Below are 18,635 nucleotides of genomic sequence, written 5' to 3' on the forward strand. Positions count from 1 at the left end.
CCTTTAATTAAGTAAAGGGTTTTTGTCGTTTCATCACTAAAATAGACTTAAAACCTAGTATAAGTTAGCTATTTTCTTTGTTTTTTTATTGTTTTATTTAGTGAGAATGATATATTTTTGTTCTGTGAGGACCTATTTTTGTCAAAAATTGCATATTTTACTCGATTATTAAGATATAATGACCTTGCTTTTGAATGTTAGGCAAGAGTAGGGGGATAAGAGAATGTCGAGCGAAATAAAAGAAGTAGACGTACAACAAGCAAGTTTTGTTCCGCGTTCCAGAAGAAGAAAAAAGAAAAAAAGACCAAATCTGCTATTCTCAGTAATCGTTGTTATTGTTACAACGATTAGTATTGGCTTAGCCACAACAACAATCATTGATGCTGTACAAGCTGACAAACAACCAAGTACTACGGTGGTTGATAATGAAAAAGGAGAGGAAATCGAAATAGAAGAAGCTATATCAAAACCTATAAGACAATCTTCTAATCATCAATTACTCAATCATAAACAGGTTATTCAAAAAAGTAATGAACTTTCACCTAATGAAACAAATACAGCTACTGAAAATAATAAAAATGAAGAAGAAAAACAACAGGGAAAAGAAAAAGTAGAACATAGCAATAATAAAGCTGAAAAAGAAAAAACAAAACCAAAAGAAAAACAACAACCGGTTGAAGAAGTTCAAGCAAATAAAGTTGTTGTTCATGAAGTAAAAGCAAAAGAAACATTGGAATCTATTACATTAGCTTATTTCAACTCAGCTGATAAACAAAAGAAAATTGCCAATTTTAATAATATTCAAAATCCAGAAAAAGAAATTCAAACAGGGATGAAATTAAATATTCCAGACCCGCAATTCCGTACGGAACATGATGTAGTGAAAGGTGAAACATTATTAAACATAACAAACCAGTATTATGGAACTACCGATTACGTTGTATCGTTGGCACTACATAATGGAATGAATAATCCCGATGATTTAAAGTATGGAATGAGATTGAAAATTCCACATCCTTCTGAACTAAAGAAAAATGAACAGTTACCTCAACAATCAGTTAAGCAAACAGAGAACACCGGTAAAGTAGGCTATAGTGTTACAGTCAACAAATCTAGTAATCAACTCGTCGTTTACAACAATAACGAAGTAATAAAAAGTTTTTCGGTAGGAACGGGCAAAGACCCTTCTTTTACTCCTGAAGGTGAATTTAAGATTATTAATAAAATCGAAAAACCGTGGTATAGTACAAAAAGCATTCCAGGTGGTGATCCTCAAAATCCACTAGGAAGTCATTGGCTTGGTTTAAATGTTCCAGGAACAAGTGGAACAACGTACGGGATCCATGGGACGAATGAACCGGGCTCTATTGGCGGTCATGTGAGTTTAGGGTGTATACGAATGCATAATGCTGATGTGCAATGGTTATATTCTAATTTACCAGTTGAAACACCTGTACTTATTGTTAGCAATTAATACAATATAAGAATAGAAGGTTGTCTCGAAAGATATCTTTTTCTTTCTGAGACAACCTTTTTTTGAAAGATAAAAATTTTGGTGTAACAGTGAAGCTTTGAAAGCAAAGAAAAGACGCTCCGCGTTTTTCTTATAGTGTTTTTAATTATGAACAAAACTTTGTATATTGGCTATACAAACTAGGATTATTATTGGTATAATTTATTTACTGAAAGCGATTTCACTATTGCTATGGAAGAATGAAAACCGATGACTTGAAGGTAGAAAGGGTTGACGCCTGTGAAAATACGGAGAAAATACAACAATCTTCGTAATCAAATCCTTGTCGTATATTTAGTAGCCATGGTCATCGTTTTAATGTTTGTTAGTCTGACCACATATAGCATTGTGTCTGAGCTAATAAAAGATAAAGCCGAAAAACAAATTCAACAAACAGCATTACAAGCCACAGGTCGAATTGACTCATTATATCAGCAACTAAAGACGGTAAGTATCCAAGCTGCGACAGATTCAAAGGTACAACAAATTCTCTTCAATCATACTAAGGGAGAAATGCCTAGTTTTAAAGAAAAGCAAACCCTAATGGATATAGTGAATAAAATTCAATCTTATACAAGTGGAGTCACTTCAATCGAAGTGTATACAAATGATTATAAAAAGCTTATACCTCTTGATGATGTTCAATTAACGAACCGAATCGATGAGCATTGGATAGAAGAAGCTGAACGTGCAAAAGGGGGGCTTGTCTGGATCGGAAACGATCCAAATCTACCTAACCATTTTTTAGCTATCCGGCAAGTTCGATTAATAAATGAATCTTTTAAAGATGGTGGTTATTTACTAATGCAAATTGACCCTCATTATTTTGCGATACATAATGAGAGAAAGTCCAATAAAGATGAATTTATGATTTTGCGAGATAAAAATGAACGTCCGATTACCTCTAGTTACCCTGGTGATATTGATGTTATTTTTTCGTATGAAGGTTCAATTATCCCTTTACATGAAAATGATTATATAAAAGTAAGACAAACGTCTAGTGAAACTGGTTGGGAGTTGGTCATTTTAACTCCTATTGATGCCTTGTTAGAAGGGGTGTCTGATTTGCGGACAGCTACATTTATATCAGGAGTGTTTGGTTTTTTCTTATTTCTCGTTATTTCTTACTTTTTATCCACTATGATTACTCGTCCGATTTTCAAACTAACAAGAGCGATGAAAAAGAGAAGAAAAGGAGAGTTGTTACTAAATTTAGAACACTCTTCAACGTTAGAGATTAATGAATTAAATACGACGTATAATCAAATGGTTGAGGAGATTAATCATTTAATTCAAGTTGTTTATGAAAAAGAAATTATTCGTAGCCGGACAGAATTAAAAGCTCTCCAATCCCAAATTAACCCTCATTTTCTTTATAACACGTTAAACGCAATATATTGGTCTTTAGATGCTAAAGGGGATCAAAAACTAGCAGAATTAATTATCACAATGTCTGATTTATTTCGGTATACAATTGACAATGATATGGAAAATGAGTGGGTTACATTACAAGAAGAAATCTCTCATATTGAAAAATATATGGAAATTATGAACTTTAGATTAGATTGCTTTACATGGGATATTCATATTCCAAATGTGTATGAAACTGTGAAAATTCCAAAGCTATTAATTCAACCTCTTATTGAAAATGCGATTATTCATGGGGTAGCCAACAAAGTTGGAAAAGGAAAGATCACAATGACTGTCCAAAAATCAAAGGATGCAAACACATTGCAACTTTTTGTTACAGATGATGGTAAAGGAATGGAACAATCGAAAGTAGAGGAAATCAATAAACATATGAGTTCGGGCATTACTATGGATTCAAGTGGAAGTGGTATTGGTCTTTCTAATGTTTATAAACGTTTGAAGCTTTATTATACAGACGTAGAGATACAACCGCTTATCATTTCTAGTGAGAAAAATATAGGGACTTGTTGTACTTTTGAATTACCGCTAAACGGAGGTGTTGGTGATGAATAAATCAATCTTAATTGTTGATGATGAACCGCTCACTCTACAAGGAATAAAAAAAACATTAGAGTCATGGTCTAATGGACAGTATGAAATCATTACTGCACCGAATGCAACAATGGCGATGGAATGGATCGATAAAAAAAAGGTCCACTTACTAATTACTGACATATGTATGCCAGAAATTACTGGATTACATATGTTAAAGCTACTAAAACAAAAAGGCTTGTTTCCTGTTACATTAATCGTTTGTGCTCACTCTGACTTTTCGTATGCGCAAGAGGCGATCGAACTTGGAGTTATTAACTATTTACTAAAGCCGATTTCAAAACAAAAATTAGTAGAGGAAGTAGAGAAGGCATTACAAGTTGAAGAAAAAAATGAAAAATTAACGATTATTGAAAAAGTGATGGATGCACAATTACTTCACTTAAAATTAAATGATCAATCGGATAAGCCTGTGAGCAAGGCTATGCAATATGTAAATGCAAATGTGAATAAACCAATTAACCTAAAAGAAGTAGCTCAACATGTTCATTTAAATCCGAGTTATTTTAGTGCTCTTTTTAAAGAGCAAACAAATCTAACCTTTAGTGAGTATGTAACGAGGATACGAATACAAAAAGCCAAAAATTTATTATTAACTTCGGATTTATCAATAGAAGAGGTGGCAGAAGCAGTAGGGTATAGCTCAGCTAAATATTTGATAAAAATCTTTCGAGAATATGAAGGTGTGACTCCTAGCAAATACAAACGAAAATAAAGATAACATCCAAAAATAGTGGAATTTTACCTAATCATTGTTACCTTACTCCTTAACCAAACTATTGATACACTTTACTTGTAAGGAAAAATAATAAACATTCAATTAGGGGGGCTTTTAGAATGACAAAAAAGAAAGCGCATTCATTATTAGGGATTCTTGTCTTATTTATGGCAATGGTCCTGATTGGTTGCTCAAGTTCAGAAGGAAATACGACCGAAGAGAATTCAGAAGGAAATAATCAAGAGCCGACTTCGAAAACTGAAGAGGAAGTGGTCGTTAACTTTATGCACTTATGGCCAGAGGGAAGTTCGAAGCAACACCATATGATCGTTGAAGACATCATTGCTGAATATGAAGGTAATAATCCTAATGTAAAAGTAAAAACTGAAATTCTGTCAAATGAACAATACAAAGAGAAATTAAAAATATTAGCTGCTTCAAATGAGTTACCAGATGTTGGGATGACATGGGCTGCAGGATTCCTTGAGCCATATGTCGATGGAAATAAGTTTGCTTCTCTTGATGATTTGATTTCAGGAGAGCTTGGAGAGTCCTTTATTGCTGGAACGACAGAAGCATATGCTTTAAACGGGACAACTTACGGTTTACCGTTAGAGCTTAATATTGCGCCAATTTATTATAATAAACAAATTTTTGCTGATAATAATGTAGAAGTTCCTGAAACATATGAAGAATTTGTAAGCGTTGTCAAAACACTTGCTGAAAATGGCGTTACACCGATTACATTAGGAAATAAAGACAGATGGACCGGTTCAATGTGGTATATGTACTTGGCTGACAGAATCGGTGGACCAGAAACATTAACTAATGCAATTAACAGAACTGGAACATTTGAAGATCCTGCGTTAATTCAAGCTGCAGAAGAAATCCAAAACTTAGTAAAGTTGGATGGGTTCCTTAAAGGGTTTAATGGTCTTTCAAATGACGAAGCAAAAGGTCCATTTATGAATGAGCAAGCGGCTATGTATTTAATGGGATCATGGGAGTTGCCAAACTACACAACAAATGAAGATGTACCGCAAGAATTTAAAGATAATATTGGATTCTTTAAATTCCCTCCAGTAGAAGGTGGTAAGGGAGACATTAATAGTTTTGTTGGTGGACCTGGTGTTGGGTTGTTTGTATCAGAAGATTCAAAGGTAAAAGAGGAAGCTAAAGCATTCGTTCAGTTTTTTGTTGAAAAATGGGGCGAACGTTCAGTTACTGATGCTGGTGTTATTCCTGCGACGAAAGTAGATACATCTTCAGTAGATTTACCTCAAATGTATATTGATGTGTTAAATGAGTTAAGCAATGCGAGTAATATTACGTTATATGCTGACGTACAGATGAGTCCTACAGTAGCACAAGAGCATTTAAATTTAATTCAATCATTATTTGGAGAACAAATTAGTCCAGAAGATTATGCAAAAAAACATGAGGAAGCACTATCAAGTGAAGAATAAGCAAATCTGCTAGCTCAAAGACCCCGCTAATAAAAGGCGGGGTCTTTCGTCTGTCTTTGGTTGAGGCTTAGTCTCAGCTATTGGACATCGATTCCGGTATTTTGATAAAAAGTTAGATTTTTCGAATGCTATCGGACACTGGTTCCGTTACTGTAGAAAAACAAGGTGATTTTGTTGTTTTATTGATAAAGTAACGGAACATATGTCCGTAAGAAATCGTAAAAAGCTTATTTTACATGGAATAGCGGAATAGATGTCCGTAACGATTATGAATACGACAATTAGTACATTCTCATTGGCAATAGAGACGAGAAAACCATTCACATGCGATTGAAAAGAAGTAAATATGAAAATAGTAACACGAATACGAAGTTCTTCGTTGTAAAAGTTGTGCGTTGATACGCTTTTTGTGTAACCAATATTATCTTTTTAATAAGTCTTTTATTTTTGCAGGAATCGAATGGAAGTAAACCGAAAATTAATTATTATCCAAATTTAATAGGGGGCCGGGATAAACGGATGAAGCTGTTTTCACTTTTTATTAAAGGACTACTCTTCTTTTTGTTGCTTTGTTTATATGGATGCAATCATAAAGAATTGAATGCGCTTACACATACATCTGAAATTATTCTAGCAACAACAACAAGCACTCAAGACAGTGGGTTATTAGATGAACTAATCCCTATTTTTGAAGAAGAATCGGGAGTAACTGTAAAAACGATTGCAGTTGGTACCGGTCAAGCGTTAGCCATGGCAGAACGGGGCGAAGCAGATGTGTTATTGACTCACGCTCCGGAAGCTGAAGAAAAACTGGTGAAAAGTGAAGATGTCATCAATCGAAAACGGGTGATGTACAATGATTTTGTCATTGTTGGTCCTCAAAGTGACCCAGCCGAAAGTAACAGAACATCACCTATAGCTGCTTTACAATCGATAGCTGATTCCGGAGCTCCATTTATCTCGAGGGGAGATGACTCAGGTACACATCAAAAAGAAATAGAATTGTGGGAAAAGGCTTCTATTGTTCCAAATACTGAAAAATGGTATATCGAAACAGGACAAGGAATGGGAAGCACACTACAGGTTGCTGCTGAAAAAGAAGGGTATACGTTAACAGACCGGGCTACTTTTTTATCACATCAACGAACGATGGAGCATATGCTTATCCATGTTGAAGGTGAAGAATTGCTCATGAATATTTATCATGTCATGCAAGTGAATGCCGATAAACATATATATGCAAATGAGGAAGAAGCAAAGCAATTCGTTGACTTTCTAGTAAGGAAAGATACACAACAAAGAATAAAACAGTTTGGGATTGAACAATACGGTCAATCATTGTTTTTCCCGTATACTGAATAAGCTTGTGGTGGTGTAACATGGACTTATTTTTTGAAGGGTTTCAAAAAGCGGTTGAAATGATAGTACAGGGAGATAAAGAAATCCTTCATATCACCTTAACTACATTAAGAGTATGTTTTACAGCTATTATTATTAGTACATGTATTGGCTTACCATTAGGTGTGTTTTTAGGTTTGACGCACTTTCCAGGGAGAAGAATCATATTAGTTCTAGTTAATATCGGAATGGGGTTACCGCCGGTTGTCGCTGGGTTATACATCACGATGTTATTATGGCGTTCAGGTCCATTAGGTCAGTTCAGTTTTTTATATACGGTTGAGGCGATAATCGCGGCTCAAGTGCTCGTTTCGTTACCGATTGTCATTGGATTAACGTCTGCCGCTTTTCAACAAATCGATCCTAAAATGCTCTTACAAATTAAAGCGATGGGTGCGACAAAACTGCAAATGGTCATTCTCCTTCTAAAAGAATTGAAACTGGCGATTTTAGCTGCGGTTATGGCTGGTTTTGGACGTGTCCTTGCAGAAGTAGGGGCAGCGATGATGGTAGGAGGGAATATAAAAGGAGAAACTAGAATTTTGACTACTGCGATGGTAATGGAAGTGTCTAAAGGAAATTTTGAAATTGCGATTGCCCTCTCGTTTATCTTGATGGCATTAGCCTTCCTTATTACATTTATTCTGACATCATTACAGCAAAGGAGTGCGTAATTTGAAAATTCTTGAGTTACATCAAATTAAAGTGGAGACGAAAAAAGATTGTTTATTACATATCGAATATTTTCCTTTAGATCAAGGGGATATCATTGGTGTTATTGGTCCTAATGGAGCTGGAAAAAGTACACTTGTGAAAGTCATGTCATTTCTACAAACACCAAGTCATGGGACGGTTTTTTATAAAGGAAAACAAAAACAAGCTTCGACTGTACCACTTCAATTACGACGAAAATTTGCCATTGTGATGCAACAATCACTATTGTTCAATAAAACAGTATATGATAATGTCGCGCTTGGATTACGGTTTCGCAACAAACCGAAAAAGGATATAGAGGAAGATGTATATTTTTGGTTGGAAAAATTTAATATTTTGCATTTAGCGAAAAAGAATGCGAAAACGTTATCAGGTGGGGAAGCCCAACGTGTGAACTTAGCAAGAGCCTTGATTTTATCTCCCGAAGTTTTGTTTCTAGATGAACCGTTCTCCGCATTAGATTTTCCAACTAAGGCAGTTTTACTAAGAGAACTAAAGGATATTTTACAGGAAACAAAGACGACCACTGTCTTTGTTAGTCATGACTTAATCGAAATTAAACACCTTACAAAAAAACTATGTGTACTTGTTGATGGAAAGATGAAACAATTCGGTAGTACTCATGACGTTTTACATTCACCAAACCGACAATCCACTCCTTTTCTTGAAAAATGGAAAGAGCTCTATTCTTTTTAATTTCCAATGAATTGAGAATAAAGCTTTTTTGCTAATCCTTCGTTTTGTGTTCCTTTTATTAGTAATCTACCATCTTGAAACAAAGTAAGTTGATAGTCTTCATAATAAAGCTTTATTAGAAAAGGGGTACGAATGACACGACCTAATTTTCTCCATCTTTGCTCCCACAAAGGAAAATTGATGTTCAATTCGGTCGTCGGAGTAATTTGAATACTATCTTTGCCACATAACTGTGCGAAATAATAGTTTTCACCTTTATTTTCGAGAAAAGGAAATTCGTTTTCTACACAACAAGGACAATTTGGATTTCGCTCAACGGGTAATTGGTCATAATCAAACTCCCATATGTCAAGCTGAGTTAAATGGACATTCACAAGGTCGTATTGCTTAGTCATTATTTTTAAAGCTTCTGTTGCTTGGTAAGTCCCGATTATATGAACTAGTGGTCCAAGTACTCCAACCGTATCACATGTTTCTCCGTGACTTTGATAGTTTCCTGGAAACAAGCAAACAAGACATGGAGTTTTCGTTGGAATGATGGAGCAAAACATTCCTCTTGATTGAATGGCCCCTCCATAGACCCAAGGGATATTATGTTTAATACTTACTTCATTAATAAGAAATCGGGTTTCCATATTATCTGTGGCATCAATAATAATATCACTTTTCTCCACTAATGATTCAATCGTATTGGCATTTACGTCTTGAATAAAAGGATGAATGGTTGTGGCACAGTTAATTTGTTCTAACTTATTTTTCGCTGCAATAACTTTCGGAATATGATCAATCACGTCTTGTTCATCAAATAACAGCTGTCTTTGTAAATTACTTTCTTCTACAAAATCACGATCAACGAGGCGTAGTGTGCCAATTCCTGCTCTTGTTAAGTGACTTGCAATGACCGTCCCTAATGCACCAACTCCAATTAACGTAACGGTTTTTCCAACGAATGGGGAGGATAAAAGCCAATCCATAAATAATTACTCCTTTTTAGAATAATTGGAAAATTCGACTAGTAATATTAGTATGAGAATATCATAATTCCTTCTTTATAACCATTATTATAACAATATTCTAAATATTGAAGGAATTGATAAGTTTTTGTAGAAATACAAAACAAAATTAGTGAAGGAGGGATATTGTGAAACTAGGTGGTTACAAAAACAAAGAAGCTTGGGTAGATTTGTCGAAAGGTTCAATTGAATACAAAAAAATCAACGAAGAAGATGCAAAAAAATATGTGGGAGCAAGAGGATTAGGTGTGAAGTACTTAATGGATCATCAAATCTATAACGTTGACCCACTTTCTCCAGAAAATATGCTATGCATCATGACTGGACCCTTAACAGGGACTAGAATTCATATGAGTGGACGTTTATGTACCGTAACACGCTCTCCGTTAACTGGCACAATTACAGATTCCCATATGGGAGGCTGGACTGCCGCACGTTTAAAGTGGGCAGGATTTGATAATTTAATTTTTACAGGTAAAAGTACAACCCCTGTTTATTTGTATGTGGAAGATGGCGAAGCACAAATCCGAGATGCATCTGAACTTTGGGGTAAAGGGGTAAGATCTACGGTAACAACCCTGCAAGAAAGATATGGAAAAGATACAAGTGTGATGGCGATTGGACCAGCTGGTGAAAACTTAGTCAAATATGCAAGTTGGATTAATGAACATGACCGTTCTGCTGGACGTGGGGGGACAGGAACTGTCGCTGGTTCCAAAAATTTAAAAGCTATCGTCATTAAAGCCGCGCAAAAAGGCAATATGCCAGAACCCGCTCAACCAGATAAATATCCAGCCGCCATTAAAAATGGATTAAAAGCGATTATGGAAGGGGCACTTACTGCTCCGAAAAAAGGTGGATTATCTGTATACGGAACAAATGTACTGATGAATATTGTAAATGAAGTTGGTGCACTTCCATCAAAGAACTCGCAAGTCACAACGTGGGATACGGCTGATCAGATCAGTGGTGAAAGCGTTAACATGGAGCTGAAAGTTGCAGACCCTACGTGTCACGCCTGTCCTGTTGCCTGTAAAATCGAGGTTGAAGTGAAAGAGGGTAAATATAAAACTAGAGTTGAAAGTTTTGAGTATGAATCCGCTTGGGCGTTAGGTCCAAATTGTGGCCATTCCAATAAAGAAGCGGTCGCGTTTCTCATTAATCTTTGTAATGAATACGGAATGGATACAATAGAACTCGGTAATGCGTTTTCAACTGCAATGGAAGCTTATGAGAAAGGATTAACTGAAGACCGGTTAGTCTGGGGTGATGTCGATACGATGATTGCTTGGGTTGAAAAAATCGTTAACCGTGAAGATATTGGCGATATTTTAGCTGATGGACCTGGGCATGCAGCAAAACACTTCGGTGATGTGAATATGGCAATGGTTGTGAAAAACCAAGCAATACCAGCTTATGACCCTCGTGGAATTCAAGGAATTGGTTTAGGTTTTGCGACGAGTAATCGTGGAGCCTGTCATTTGCGGGGATATACAGTAGCAAGTGAAATTGCTGGCATTCCCGAGCCGACAAACCGACTCGAACCAGAAGGAAAAGGCGAACTATTAAAAATATTCCAAGACATTCATGCTTTTTCTGATTCGTTAGATTTATGTAAGTTCTCGGCATTTGCAGAAAATCCAGATCATTACGCAGAACAGTATTCTGCTGTCGTTGGGATTGATGTAACTGGAGATGACATTTTAAAGATTGGCGAGCGGGTTTATAATTTAGAACGATATTTTAATAACTTAGCAGGGTTTGATGGCACAACAGATACATTGCCACAACGATTTTTAACAGAGCCAGCTCAAGGCGGTTCTGAAGGGGAAGTTAGTCATCTCGCCTTGATGTTAAAAGAATACTATGCTGCTAGAGGGTGGGAAGATGGAACGGTTCCCCCTGAAAAATTAAAAGAGTTAGATATTCCGCCTGCTGAGATTGGTGCTTAATGAAAGAATCGTGAGCAACGTTCATAACGCCCTCCTTTTAAAGAGAGGGCGTTATGCTACATCGTAACGGACAGTTATTCCGCTATTTTCATAGATTAAGGATCTTTTTCATTTCTTACGGACATACTTTCCTTTATTGAACCAAAAGGAGAGAGAGCTCACTGTATATTTCAACTATAGCGGAACAGATGTCCGTTAGCCTTTGAAAAATGACGGATTCTAATGAAATAGCGGAACAAAAGTCCGTAAAAGGAGCGTCAGCCACCAGCTCGAAAGGTTTTTAAACGAAATTTCTTTAAAATCGTTTCAAGAACATCTTTGTCATCTGACCAAAATGTAACAAAAACAACAGGAATATCAGATTGGAAGAATCGAATTGTTTTTTCTTTTGAAACGGTACATGTCCATGATGGACCTTGATAATGGTTAGGCTTTGATTCTTTTCCATGAAGCTGATAAATATAGTCGATAATATTTTGTCGATGGATGCCTCTTATTTCAAGTTGTTTCGTTGGCATATGTCGTTAGCCTCCGGCCACTGGTGGAAAAAGAGCAATTTTATCTTTTTTACTTACTGTCGTTTGAAGACCTTCTAAATACATAATGTTTTTTCCGTTAATAAAGACATGGTTCATCGGTTTTAATTCGTATTGTTCCGTAAATAGTTCATCTTTCATCTTCGGAAATAGGGTGATTAATTGTTTTAAAACAGCTAGGATGGAATCTCCATCTGTAGCGTTCACAGTGACAATCTTAGCCCCACATATTTCACGAAAGTTAGCGAAAACTTTAATTTCCAATGCATTCACCTCTTTTTTTCTCTATTAACTATGACTATAATGAATTTCTATTAATATTTCAATGATTTAGAATTTTATAAAAACTTATGGCCGAATAACGATTATACTAAATGAGCAAGGAGGTTCTTTCTATGTTATTTTATGATGTCAAAACAGTAGAAGAAACAAAACAAATCATGAAAGACACTGTTTTTCCGATCAGAGATATTATTTCAGTTTCTTTAGACGAGGCATTTGGATATATAGTAGCTGAGGACATAGTGGCAAAAGAAAATGTTCCAAGTTTTGCTCGTTCCACTGTGGATGGCTATGCGGTTTGTGCAAAAGATACATTTGGGTCATCAGAGTCTATGCCTTCGTTTTTAACGATTACACATGAAATTCAAATGGGAGAAGAAGTAACAATTCCTCTTCATCGTGGTGAAGCGATGTATATTCCAACAGGAGGAATGGTCCCAACAGGCTGTGATAGTATAATCATGGTTGAACATTGTGAAAACATAGACGGTTTATTAAATACTTATAAACAAGTAGCACTAGGAGAGAATATTATTTCTGTTGGTGAAGATGTGAAAGAAACAGATATCATAATTCAAAAAGGGTCGAGAATTCGCGCGCAAGAATTAGGGATATTAGGGGCTGTAGGAACCCGTTTTGTTTCTGTGTATCGCAAAGTGAAAGTCGGCTATTTATCTTCAGGTGATGAAATTATGCCGTATAATACAAAGCATTTACAAATTGGACAAGTAAGAGACATCAATGCCTTAACAATAACAGCACTAACAAAGGAATGGGGGGCTGATGTCATTTATGGGGGCATTGTCTCGGATAACTATGAATCTTTTTTTTCGAAAGCAAAAGAATTATTTGACCAAGTTGACCTACTAGTGTTATCTGGAGGAAGTTCGGTGGGAACAAAGGATTACACTACTGATGTTATACAAGCATTAGGAAGCCCGGGTGTGTTAGTGAATGGTGTATCAGTGAAACCTGGTAAACCGACGATTTTTGGAGTAGCACATAAAAAGCCGGTACTTGGATTACCTGGACATCCGGCATCAGCCGTCATTATTTACAAATTATTTGGACAGCTCCTTCTTCAAAGATTAAATGGTTCAAGAGAAAGAGAATTACCGACTGAAATAAAAGCAACGATAACCCAAAACCTCCCATCAAGCCCAGGACGATCAGATTATATTCGCGTGCGATTAGAAAAGCAAGAAGAGAAATGGATCGCTTACCCTGTGTTAGGGAAATCAGGACTCATATCTACATTGGTAGACAGTGATGGAGTTGTGGAAATTCCTTCTGAAAAAGAAGGTATAACAGAAGGTGAAGTAGCTTCTGTTTATTTATTTCGATAGGAGGTCATTCTTTTGCAAGAACAAATAAAAAGAATCATTTACTTAGAGGATAAACCAAGAGAACAGGCATTAGTAGAATTATTAAATAATTTTCAATATAAGAGAGACGTGGAATGGATTCCAACAGTAGAAGCGAGGGGACGTGTGACTGCAGAGCCTATATACGCTGCACTTTCCATGCCACATTTTCATGCTTCTGCGATGGACGGAATTGCAGTTCATGCTGAAACGACATACGGAGCTCATGAAAAAAATCCGAAACAGCTCATTGAAGGAATCGATTTTCATTATGTCGATACAGGCGACCCGATTCCAGATGAGTATAATGCTGTCATTATGATTGAGCATGTTCAAGAGCGTGGAAATAAGACAATCGAAATTATTGAACCTGCTGCGCCATGGCAACATATTCGTCCTGTCGGTGAAGATGTCGTAAGTGGTGAAATGTTATTTTCGCAAGGCCATACATTACGTCCTGTTGATTTAGGGGCACTGCTTGCTGGAGGAATGACGACGGTTGCGGTTGTCAAAAAGCCAATCGTTGCGATTATTCCAACCGGAAATGAACTTGTTGAACCTACATTACATGTGAAAAAAGGAGATATCATCGATTTTAACAGTACTGTTTTTCATAGTTATATTGAACAATGGGGAGGAACTGCTTTTCATAAAGGGATTATAAAAGATAATCCTGAGTTACTAAAAAAAGCGATATTGGAAGCTGTAGACATGGCAGACATTGTTATCGTAAATGCGGGGTCCTCTGCAGGGTCAGAAGATTATACGGTTCATATGATAGCGGAGCTTGGAGAAGTCTTTACTCATGGCGTAGCGACCCGTCCCGGAAAACCTGTTGTGTTAGGAAAAGTAAAAGATACGATTGTTATCGGGTTACCTGGCTATCCCGTTTCCGCTTATTTAACATTAGAGTGGTTTGTTCAACCACTGATTTGTGAGTATTTAGGTGTACAAGTGCCAAAGCGTGAGACATTGAGTGTTCAATTAGGAAGAAGGATTGTTTCTACGATGGGGTCAGAAGACTTTATTCGAATGAATATTGGATATGTAAATGGACGTTATATTGCAAATCCATTAAACCGAGGAGCAGGTGTCACGATGTCACTCGTTCGTGCGGATGGTCTACTCGTTGTTCCAAGTCAAAGTTTAGGGTTTGAGCAAGGAACTTCAGTTGAAGTTGAATTATATAAGCCGGTCGAGCAAATTAAAAAAGCGATATTATTTTCTGGAAGTCATGACCTTTCCCTTGATGTGCTCGCATCTTTTATAAAGGAAGACGATATACGAAACGAAGTTATATCGTCTCATACAGGAAGCATGGCGGGCATCATGGCAATAAAAAAAGGAGAAACCCATATCGCTGGTGTTCATTTACTTGATAGCGATACGGGCGAGTATAATATTCCATTTATTAAAAAATATTTAAAGCAAGACAATGTAGTCGTCGTTAAGTTTTTGCAAAGAGAGCAAGGGTGGATTGTACAAAAAGGAAATCCAAAACACATTCAATCCATTGAAGATATTGTTCGTCACAATTTGTTATATGTGAATCGCCAACGAGGAGCAGGGACACGGTTGCTGTTTGATTTTTTTCTTCAAACGATGAATATCCAGCCTGATTCCATCCATGGCTATAACCGAGAAATGTATACTCATCTAAGTATTGCAGCTGCAGTAAAAGGAGGCTCAGCTGATACTGGCCTCGGCGTTTATTCAGCGGCGAAAGCATTACAGCTTGATTTTATTCCTGTTGCTTATGAATCTTATGACCTTATTATGACGAAGGCTTTTTATGAGAGTGAACAAGGACAAATCTTACTACGTGTAATGAAGTCTGATTCATTTCGTCAAAAGCTGGAATCATTAGGAGGGTACCGCTTTGAGAATATCGGTGAAGTTATTTACGAAACGAGCGGGTAGTTGAGCGACTGTTTTCTAGCGTTATTAATCACTAAATGTGAACGTTTGTTCGAATGAATTTTCTTTTTTTCACGAGTTAGCCATCACTTTCTTCTCCGTTTACTTTAAAAAAGACCAAGAAAAAGATAAAGTATAGGTAAGAATGTTATGATGCTTGGAGTAAAAGGAGAGAAATATAGTATGGAAGAGAGAAAACCAATTGATGTAGAACAAGCGATACATAAAATTATGGAACGAACGAAACAAGGTGAAACAGAAATGGTTTCAATAGATGAGGCAATGGGGCGATATTTAGCTGAAGATGTTGTCGCAGATCATCCTGTCCCTTCTTTTGACCGCTCTTCGTTTGATGGTTTTGCAATTATTGCAGAAGAGACAACGAATGCTTCTTTTCAAGAGCCAATCTCATGTAAAGTTGTTGGCAGGATTGGTGCGGGTGATGTGACAGATACAATCGTTCAAAAAGGTGAAGCGATTCGAATTATGACAGGTGCACAAATGCCAAAAGGGGCAAATGCCATAGTTGCGTTAGAAATTGCAAAAGAAGAGCAAAAAAACGATGAAACATGGATTACCGTCAATCGTCCGATTGAAAAAGGGACAAATGTTGCGTTTGTCGGTGAAGACATTCAAAAAGATGTAGTTATCGTTCATAAAGGACGCCGAATAGCTGCAGGTGAGTTATCGATATTGGCGACGTTTGGATATGCCAAAGTGAAAGTATATAAACGTCCAGTAATCGGTGTTTTCGTTACAGGAACAGAGTTATTATCAGTGGATGAGCCATTAGTACCAGGGAAAATAAGAAATAGTAATTCATACATGTTGCTCGGTCAAATCGTAAGCGTAGGAGCGATCCCGAAGTATTATGGGATATTGCCAGATGATTATGAATTATGTTACACGTCTGTTGTTCAAGCTCTTGAAGAAGTGGATTACCTTGTGACGACAGGAGGCGCCTCTGTCGGTGATTTTGATTTTGTCCAAGATATTTTACGTGAGCTACAGGCAACAGTTTTATTTAATAAAGTAGCGATGCGACCAGGTAGTGTAACAACGGTAGCGACATGGAAAGAGAAATGGATTTTTGGATTGTCTGGAAACCCGGCCGCTTGTTATGTCGGTTTTGAACTTTTTGCAAGACCTGTTTTAAAAACAGCGTTAGGAGCTGAAATGGTGCATTTGCCTCGCTCAAAGGCAATATTAGAGCATGACATTACGATGGGTAACCCATTTGCGCGTTTTACAAGAGCAAAAGCTGAGATTCGCGGCAGTGATATTTTTGTTTCTTCAGTCGGACGAGATAAATCAGATATTATTTCTGCTTTAGTCGAAGCTAACGCCTTTTTATTCATTCCAGCTAGAACAAAATCTATAAGCAAAGGTGAAGAAGTGACGATATTGTGGTTAGAACAAGGATTGGAAAGAGCAATTGAACAATCACAGTAAACAGAGGAGACTTAGTAAATGGAAAACTTTTTAATAACGGATGAACCGATAATCATTGATGATGTCGTTCAAAAAGTGGCAGACCGAAATGCCGGAGCGATTAATACGTTTATTGGAACGGTTAGAGAATTAACAAAAGGAAAGAAAACATTATATTTGCAATACGAAGCATATGTACCAATGGCAGAAAAAAAACTAGCACAAATTGGCGAAGAAATTCAACAAAAATGGCCGGAAGCGAAAACGGCTATTACGCATCGAATTGGCCGATTAGATATTAGTGAAATTGCCGTTGTTATTGCTGTATCAACCCCGCACCGTGCGGATTCTTTTGAAGCATCAAGATATGCGATTGAACGAATCAAAGAAATTGTTCCTATCTGGAAAAAAGAACATTGGGAAGATGGAGAAATGTGGATTGGAGATCAAAAAGAACAAGTAGCCTATCCTAGCGGGAAGCCAGAGGAGTTGAAACATGATTAACGTATTATTTTTTGCCGGATTAGCAGAAAAAACAGGACAGCATGAAGTGGAGATTGCCGGTGTCGACATGACAGTGAATGATGTAATCGAACAAATTACGAAACAATTCCCTGCAATTGAAGCAGAACTTGCGAATTCAATGATTGCTGTAAATGAAGAATTAGTAGAACGAACTACCATTGTTAAAGAAAATGATACGGTTGCCTTTATCCCTCCTGTTAGCGGAGGATAATGTCCATGATTGAACGATACTCCCGGCAAGTATTCTATCGTCATATTGGTGAAGAGGGACAACGAAAGATTTGTCATAGTCATGTTGCGATTATTGGTTTAGGTTCGACCGGTTCTGTTGTGGCCAATCATCTAGCTAGAGCTGGAGTTGGTCGAATCACACTTTTTGATCCTGATTACGTGCGACCAATAGATTTACAACATAATTTGCTATTTAGCAAAGAAGATGTTCAGAACCGGCAATTAAAAGTAGTTTCCGCCAAACATAGCCTTAGCATGATTAACTCTACAATTTCGATTAAAGGCATTGAATCAAAGCTTTCCATCGAAACTTTACTTCATGAAGCTGATGATGTCTCCATACTTGTAGTTGGAAACACGAATCCAGAAGTTATTTGCGTTAGTAATGAATTTTGTTTTCTAAAGAATATTCCGTTAGTATTTGGGGGGATTATCGATGGGAAAGGCAGGAAAATGACTATTTTTCCCGGAGAAACGACTTGTCTTAATTGTGTACTTCATGAGTATCAGTGGAACGACTCGAAACAAAATGACTTTGTAACTTCAGATCTTATCGGGTCGTATCAAGCGATGGATGTTATTAAGTTCTTAGTTGAAAAAAATGCTGTTATTCGGAAACAGATTTTAACAATAGACCCTCTCAATAATATTCATGAAGAAATGTCCATTAATGAACTACAAGATCGGTGCGTAGATTGTGCATCAAAACATGGTTAATAGTATAACTCAACTTTCGCGGGCTAAAATGGGCAGGGTAGATCTTGATGTAGTGTATCTTTCTACTCCTTCTGATTCTCATTTAGACTACAATAAACGCCTTTGAATGTTTTTTACATTAAAAAGGCGTTATTGTATAT

The 18,635-nt window shown here is 36.8% G+C and carries 17 protein-coding genes; 14 read left to right on the top strand and 3 right to left on the bottom strand.

Going from position 1 to position 18,635, the window contains the following annotated elements; translation table 11 throughout:
- Window positions 1-223: 223 nt before the first annotated feature.
- The 7 genes from T323_RS27745 to T323_RS25760 all read left to right on the top strand — a co-directional run bounded on the left by T323_RS27745 (window position 224) and on the right by T323_RS25760 (window position 8,527).
- Window positions 224-1,474: a L,D-transpeptidase family protein gene (locus T323_RS27745; RefSeq protein WP_051556319.1), complete on the top strand. Its 1,251-nt coding sequence runs from the start codon at window positions 224-226 to the stop codon at window positions 1,472-1,474.
- A 279-nt stretch (window positions 1,475-1,753) separates the two neighbouring features.
- A complete protein-coding gene (locus tag T323_RS0102560) occupies window positions 1,754-3,496 on the top strand; it encodes a sensor histidine kinase (RefSeq protein ID WP_026671884.1) in 1,743 nt (580 codons plus the stop codon).
- Window positions 3,489-4,250 (top strand): response regulator transcription factor, encoded by a 762-nt coding sequence (locus T323_RS0102565; RefSeq protein WP_035177451.1) that lies wholly within the window; start codon window positions 3,489-3,491, stop codon window positions 4,248-4,250. Before T323_RS0102560 ends, T323_RS0102565 begins: the two co-directional genes overlap by 8 nt.
- Before the next feature lie 122 nt (window positions 4,251-4,372).
- Window positions 4,373-5,719 (top strand): extracellular solute-binding protein, encoded by a 1,347-nt coding sequence (locus T323_RS0102570; RefSeq protein WP_026671886.1) that lies wholly within the window; start codon window positions 4,373-4,375, stop codon window positions 5,717-5,719.
- Between the two features lie 519 nt (window positions 5,720-6,238).
- Window positions 6,239-7,081, top strand: coding sequence for an ABC transporter substrate-binding protein (locus T323_RS0102575; RefSeq protein WP_026671887.1), 843 nt, complete (start codon window positions 6,239-6,241; stop codon window positions 7,079-7,081).
- A 17-nt stretch (window positions 7,082-7,098) separates the two neighbouring features.
- Window positions 7,099-7,791 carry an ABC transporter permease gene (locus T323_RS0102580; protein WP_026671888.1) on the top strand — a complete coding sequence of 231 codons (693 nt, stop codon included), beginning with the start codon at window positions 7,099-7,101 and terminating at the stop codon, window positions 7,789-7,791.
- A 1-nt stretch (window position 7,792) separates the two neighbouring features.
- Complete coding sequence (locus T323_RS25760; protein ID WP_373279314.1) at window positions 7,793-8,527, top strand: ATP-binding cassette domain-containing protein; 735 nt, start codon at window positions 7,793-7,795, stop codon at window positions 8,525-8,527.
- On the opposite strand, the gene T323_RS25765 is transcribed toward T323_RS25760, so the two are convergent.
- A complete protein-coding gene (locus tag T323_RS25765) occupies window positions 8,524-9,501 on the bottom strand; it encodes a ThiF family adenylyltransferase (protein WP_051556320.1) in 978 nt (325 codons plus the stop codon). The genes T323_RS25760 and T323_RS25765 overlap by 4 nt on opposite strands.
- 167 nt (window positions 9,502-9,668) lie before the next feature.
- Here T323_RS25765 and T323_RS0102595 point away from each other — a divergent pair, with 167 nt between their 5' ends.
- The gene (locus T323_RS0102595) at window positions 9,669-11,492 is read left to right on the top strand and encodes an aldehyde ferredoxin oxidoreductase family protein (RefSeq protein WP_026671889.1); all 1,824 of its coding nucleotides are present in this window, start codon (window positions 9,669-9,671) and stop codon (window positions 11,490-11,492) included.
- Between the two features lie 257 nt (window positions 11,493-11,749).
- On the opposite strand, the gene T323_RS0102600 is transcribed toward T323_RS0102595, so the two are convergent.
- Window positions 11,750-12,010 (bottom strand): MoaD-like domain-containing protein, encoded by a 261-nt coding sequence (locus tag T323_RS0102600; RefSeq protein ID WP_026671890.1) that lies wholly within the window; start codon window positions 12,008-12,010, stop codon window positions 11,750-11,752.
- A gap of 6 nt (window positions 12,011-12,016) precedes the next feature.
- Window positions 12,017-12,292: a ubiquitin-like small modifier protein 1 gene (locus T323_RS0102605; RefSeq protein ID WP_026671891.1), complete on the bottom strand. Its 276-nt coding sequence runs from the start codon at window positions 12,290-12,292 to the stop codon at window positions 12,017-12,019.
- 131 nt (window positions 12,293-12,423) lie between these two features.
- On the opposite strand from T323_RS0102605, the gene T323_RS0102610 reads away from it, so the two are divergent.
- The 6 genes from T323_RS0102610 to T323_RS25770 all read left to right on the top strand — a co-directional run bounded on the left by T323_RS0102610 (window position 12,424) and on the right by T323_RS25770 (window position 18,495).
- Window positions 12,424-13,656, top strand: coding sequence for a molybdopterin molybdotransferase MoeA (locus T323_RS0102610; RefSeq protein ID WP_026671892.1), 1,233 nt, complete (start codon window positions 12,424-12,426; stop codon window positions 13,654-13,656).
- 12 nt (window positions 13,657-13,668) lie between these two features.
- Window positions 13,669-15,594: a molybdopterin biosynthesis protein gene (locus tag T323_RS0102615; protein ID WP_505579016.1), complete on the top strand. Its 1,926-nt coding sequence runs from the start codon at window positions 13,669-13,671 to the stop codon at window positions 15,592-15,594.
- Window positions 15,595-15,774: 180 nt separating this feature from the next.
- Window positions 15,775-17,043, top strand: coding sequence for a molybdopterin molybdotransferase MoeA (locus T323_RS0102620; RefSeq protein WP_035177455.1), 1,269 nt, complete (start codon window positions 15,775-15,777; stop codon window positions 17,041-17,043).
- A gap of 18 nt (window positions 17,044-17,061) precedes the next feature.
- The gene (locus T323_RS0102625; protein ID WP_026671895.1) at window positions 17,062-17,526 is read left to right on the top strand and encodes a molybdenum cofactor biosynthesis protein MoaE; all 465 of its coding nucleotides are present in this window, start codon (window positions 17,062-17,064) and stop codon (window positions 17,524-17,526) included.
- The gene (moaD, locus tag T323_RS0102630) at window positions 17,519-17,758 is read left to right on the top strand and encodes a molybdopterin converting factor subunit 1 (protein ID WP_026671896.1); all 240 of its coding nucleotides are present in this window, start codon (window positions 17,519-17,521) and stop codon (window positions 17,756-17,758) included. The genes T323_RS0102625 and moaD overlap by 8 nt, the downstream gene beginning before the upstream one ends.
- 5 nt (window positions 17,759-17,763) lie before the next feature.
- A complete protein-coding gene (locus tag T323_RS25770) occupies window positions 17,764-18,495 on the top strand; it encodes a ThiF family adenylyltransferase (RefSeq protein WP_051556321.1) in 732 nt (243 codons plus the stop codon).
- Window positions 18,496-18,635 lie beyond the last annotated feature (140 nt).

It is taken from the genome of Alkalihalobacillus bogoriensis ATCC BAA-922, from assembly GCF_000621445.1.
Classification (GTDB): domain Bacteria; phylum Bacillota; class Bacilli; order Bacillales; family Bacillaceae_F; genus Bacillus_AO; species Bacillus_AO bogoriense.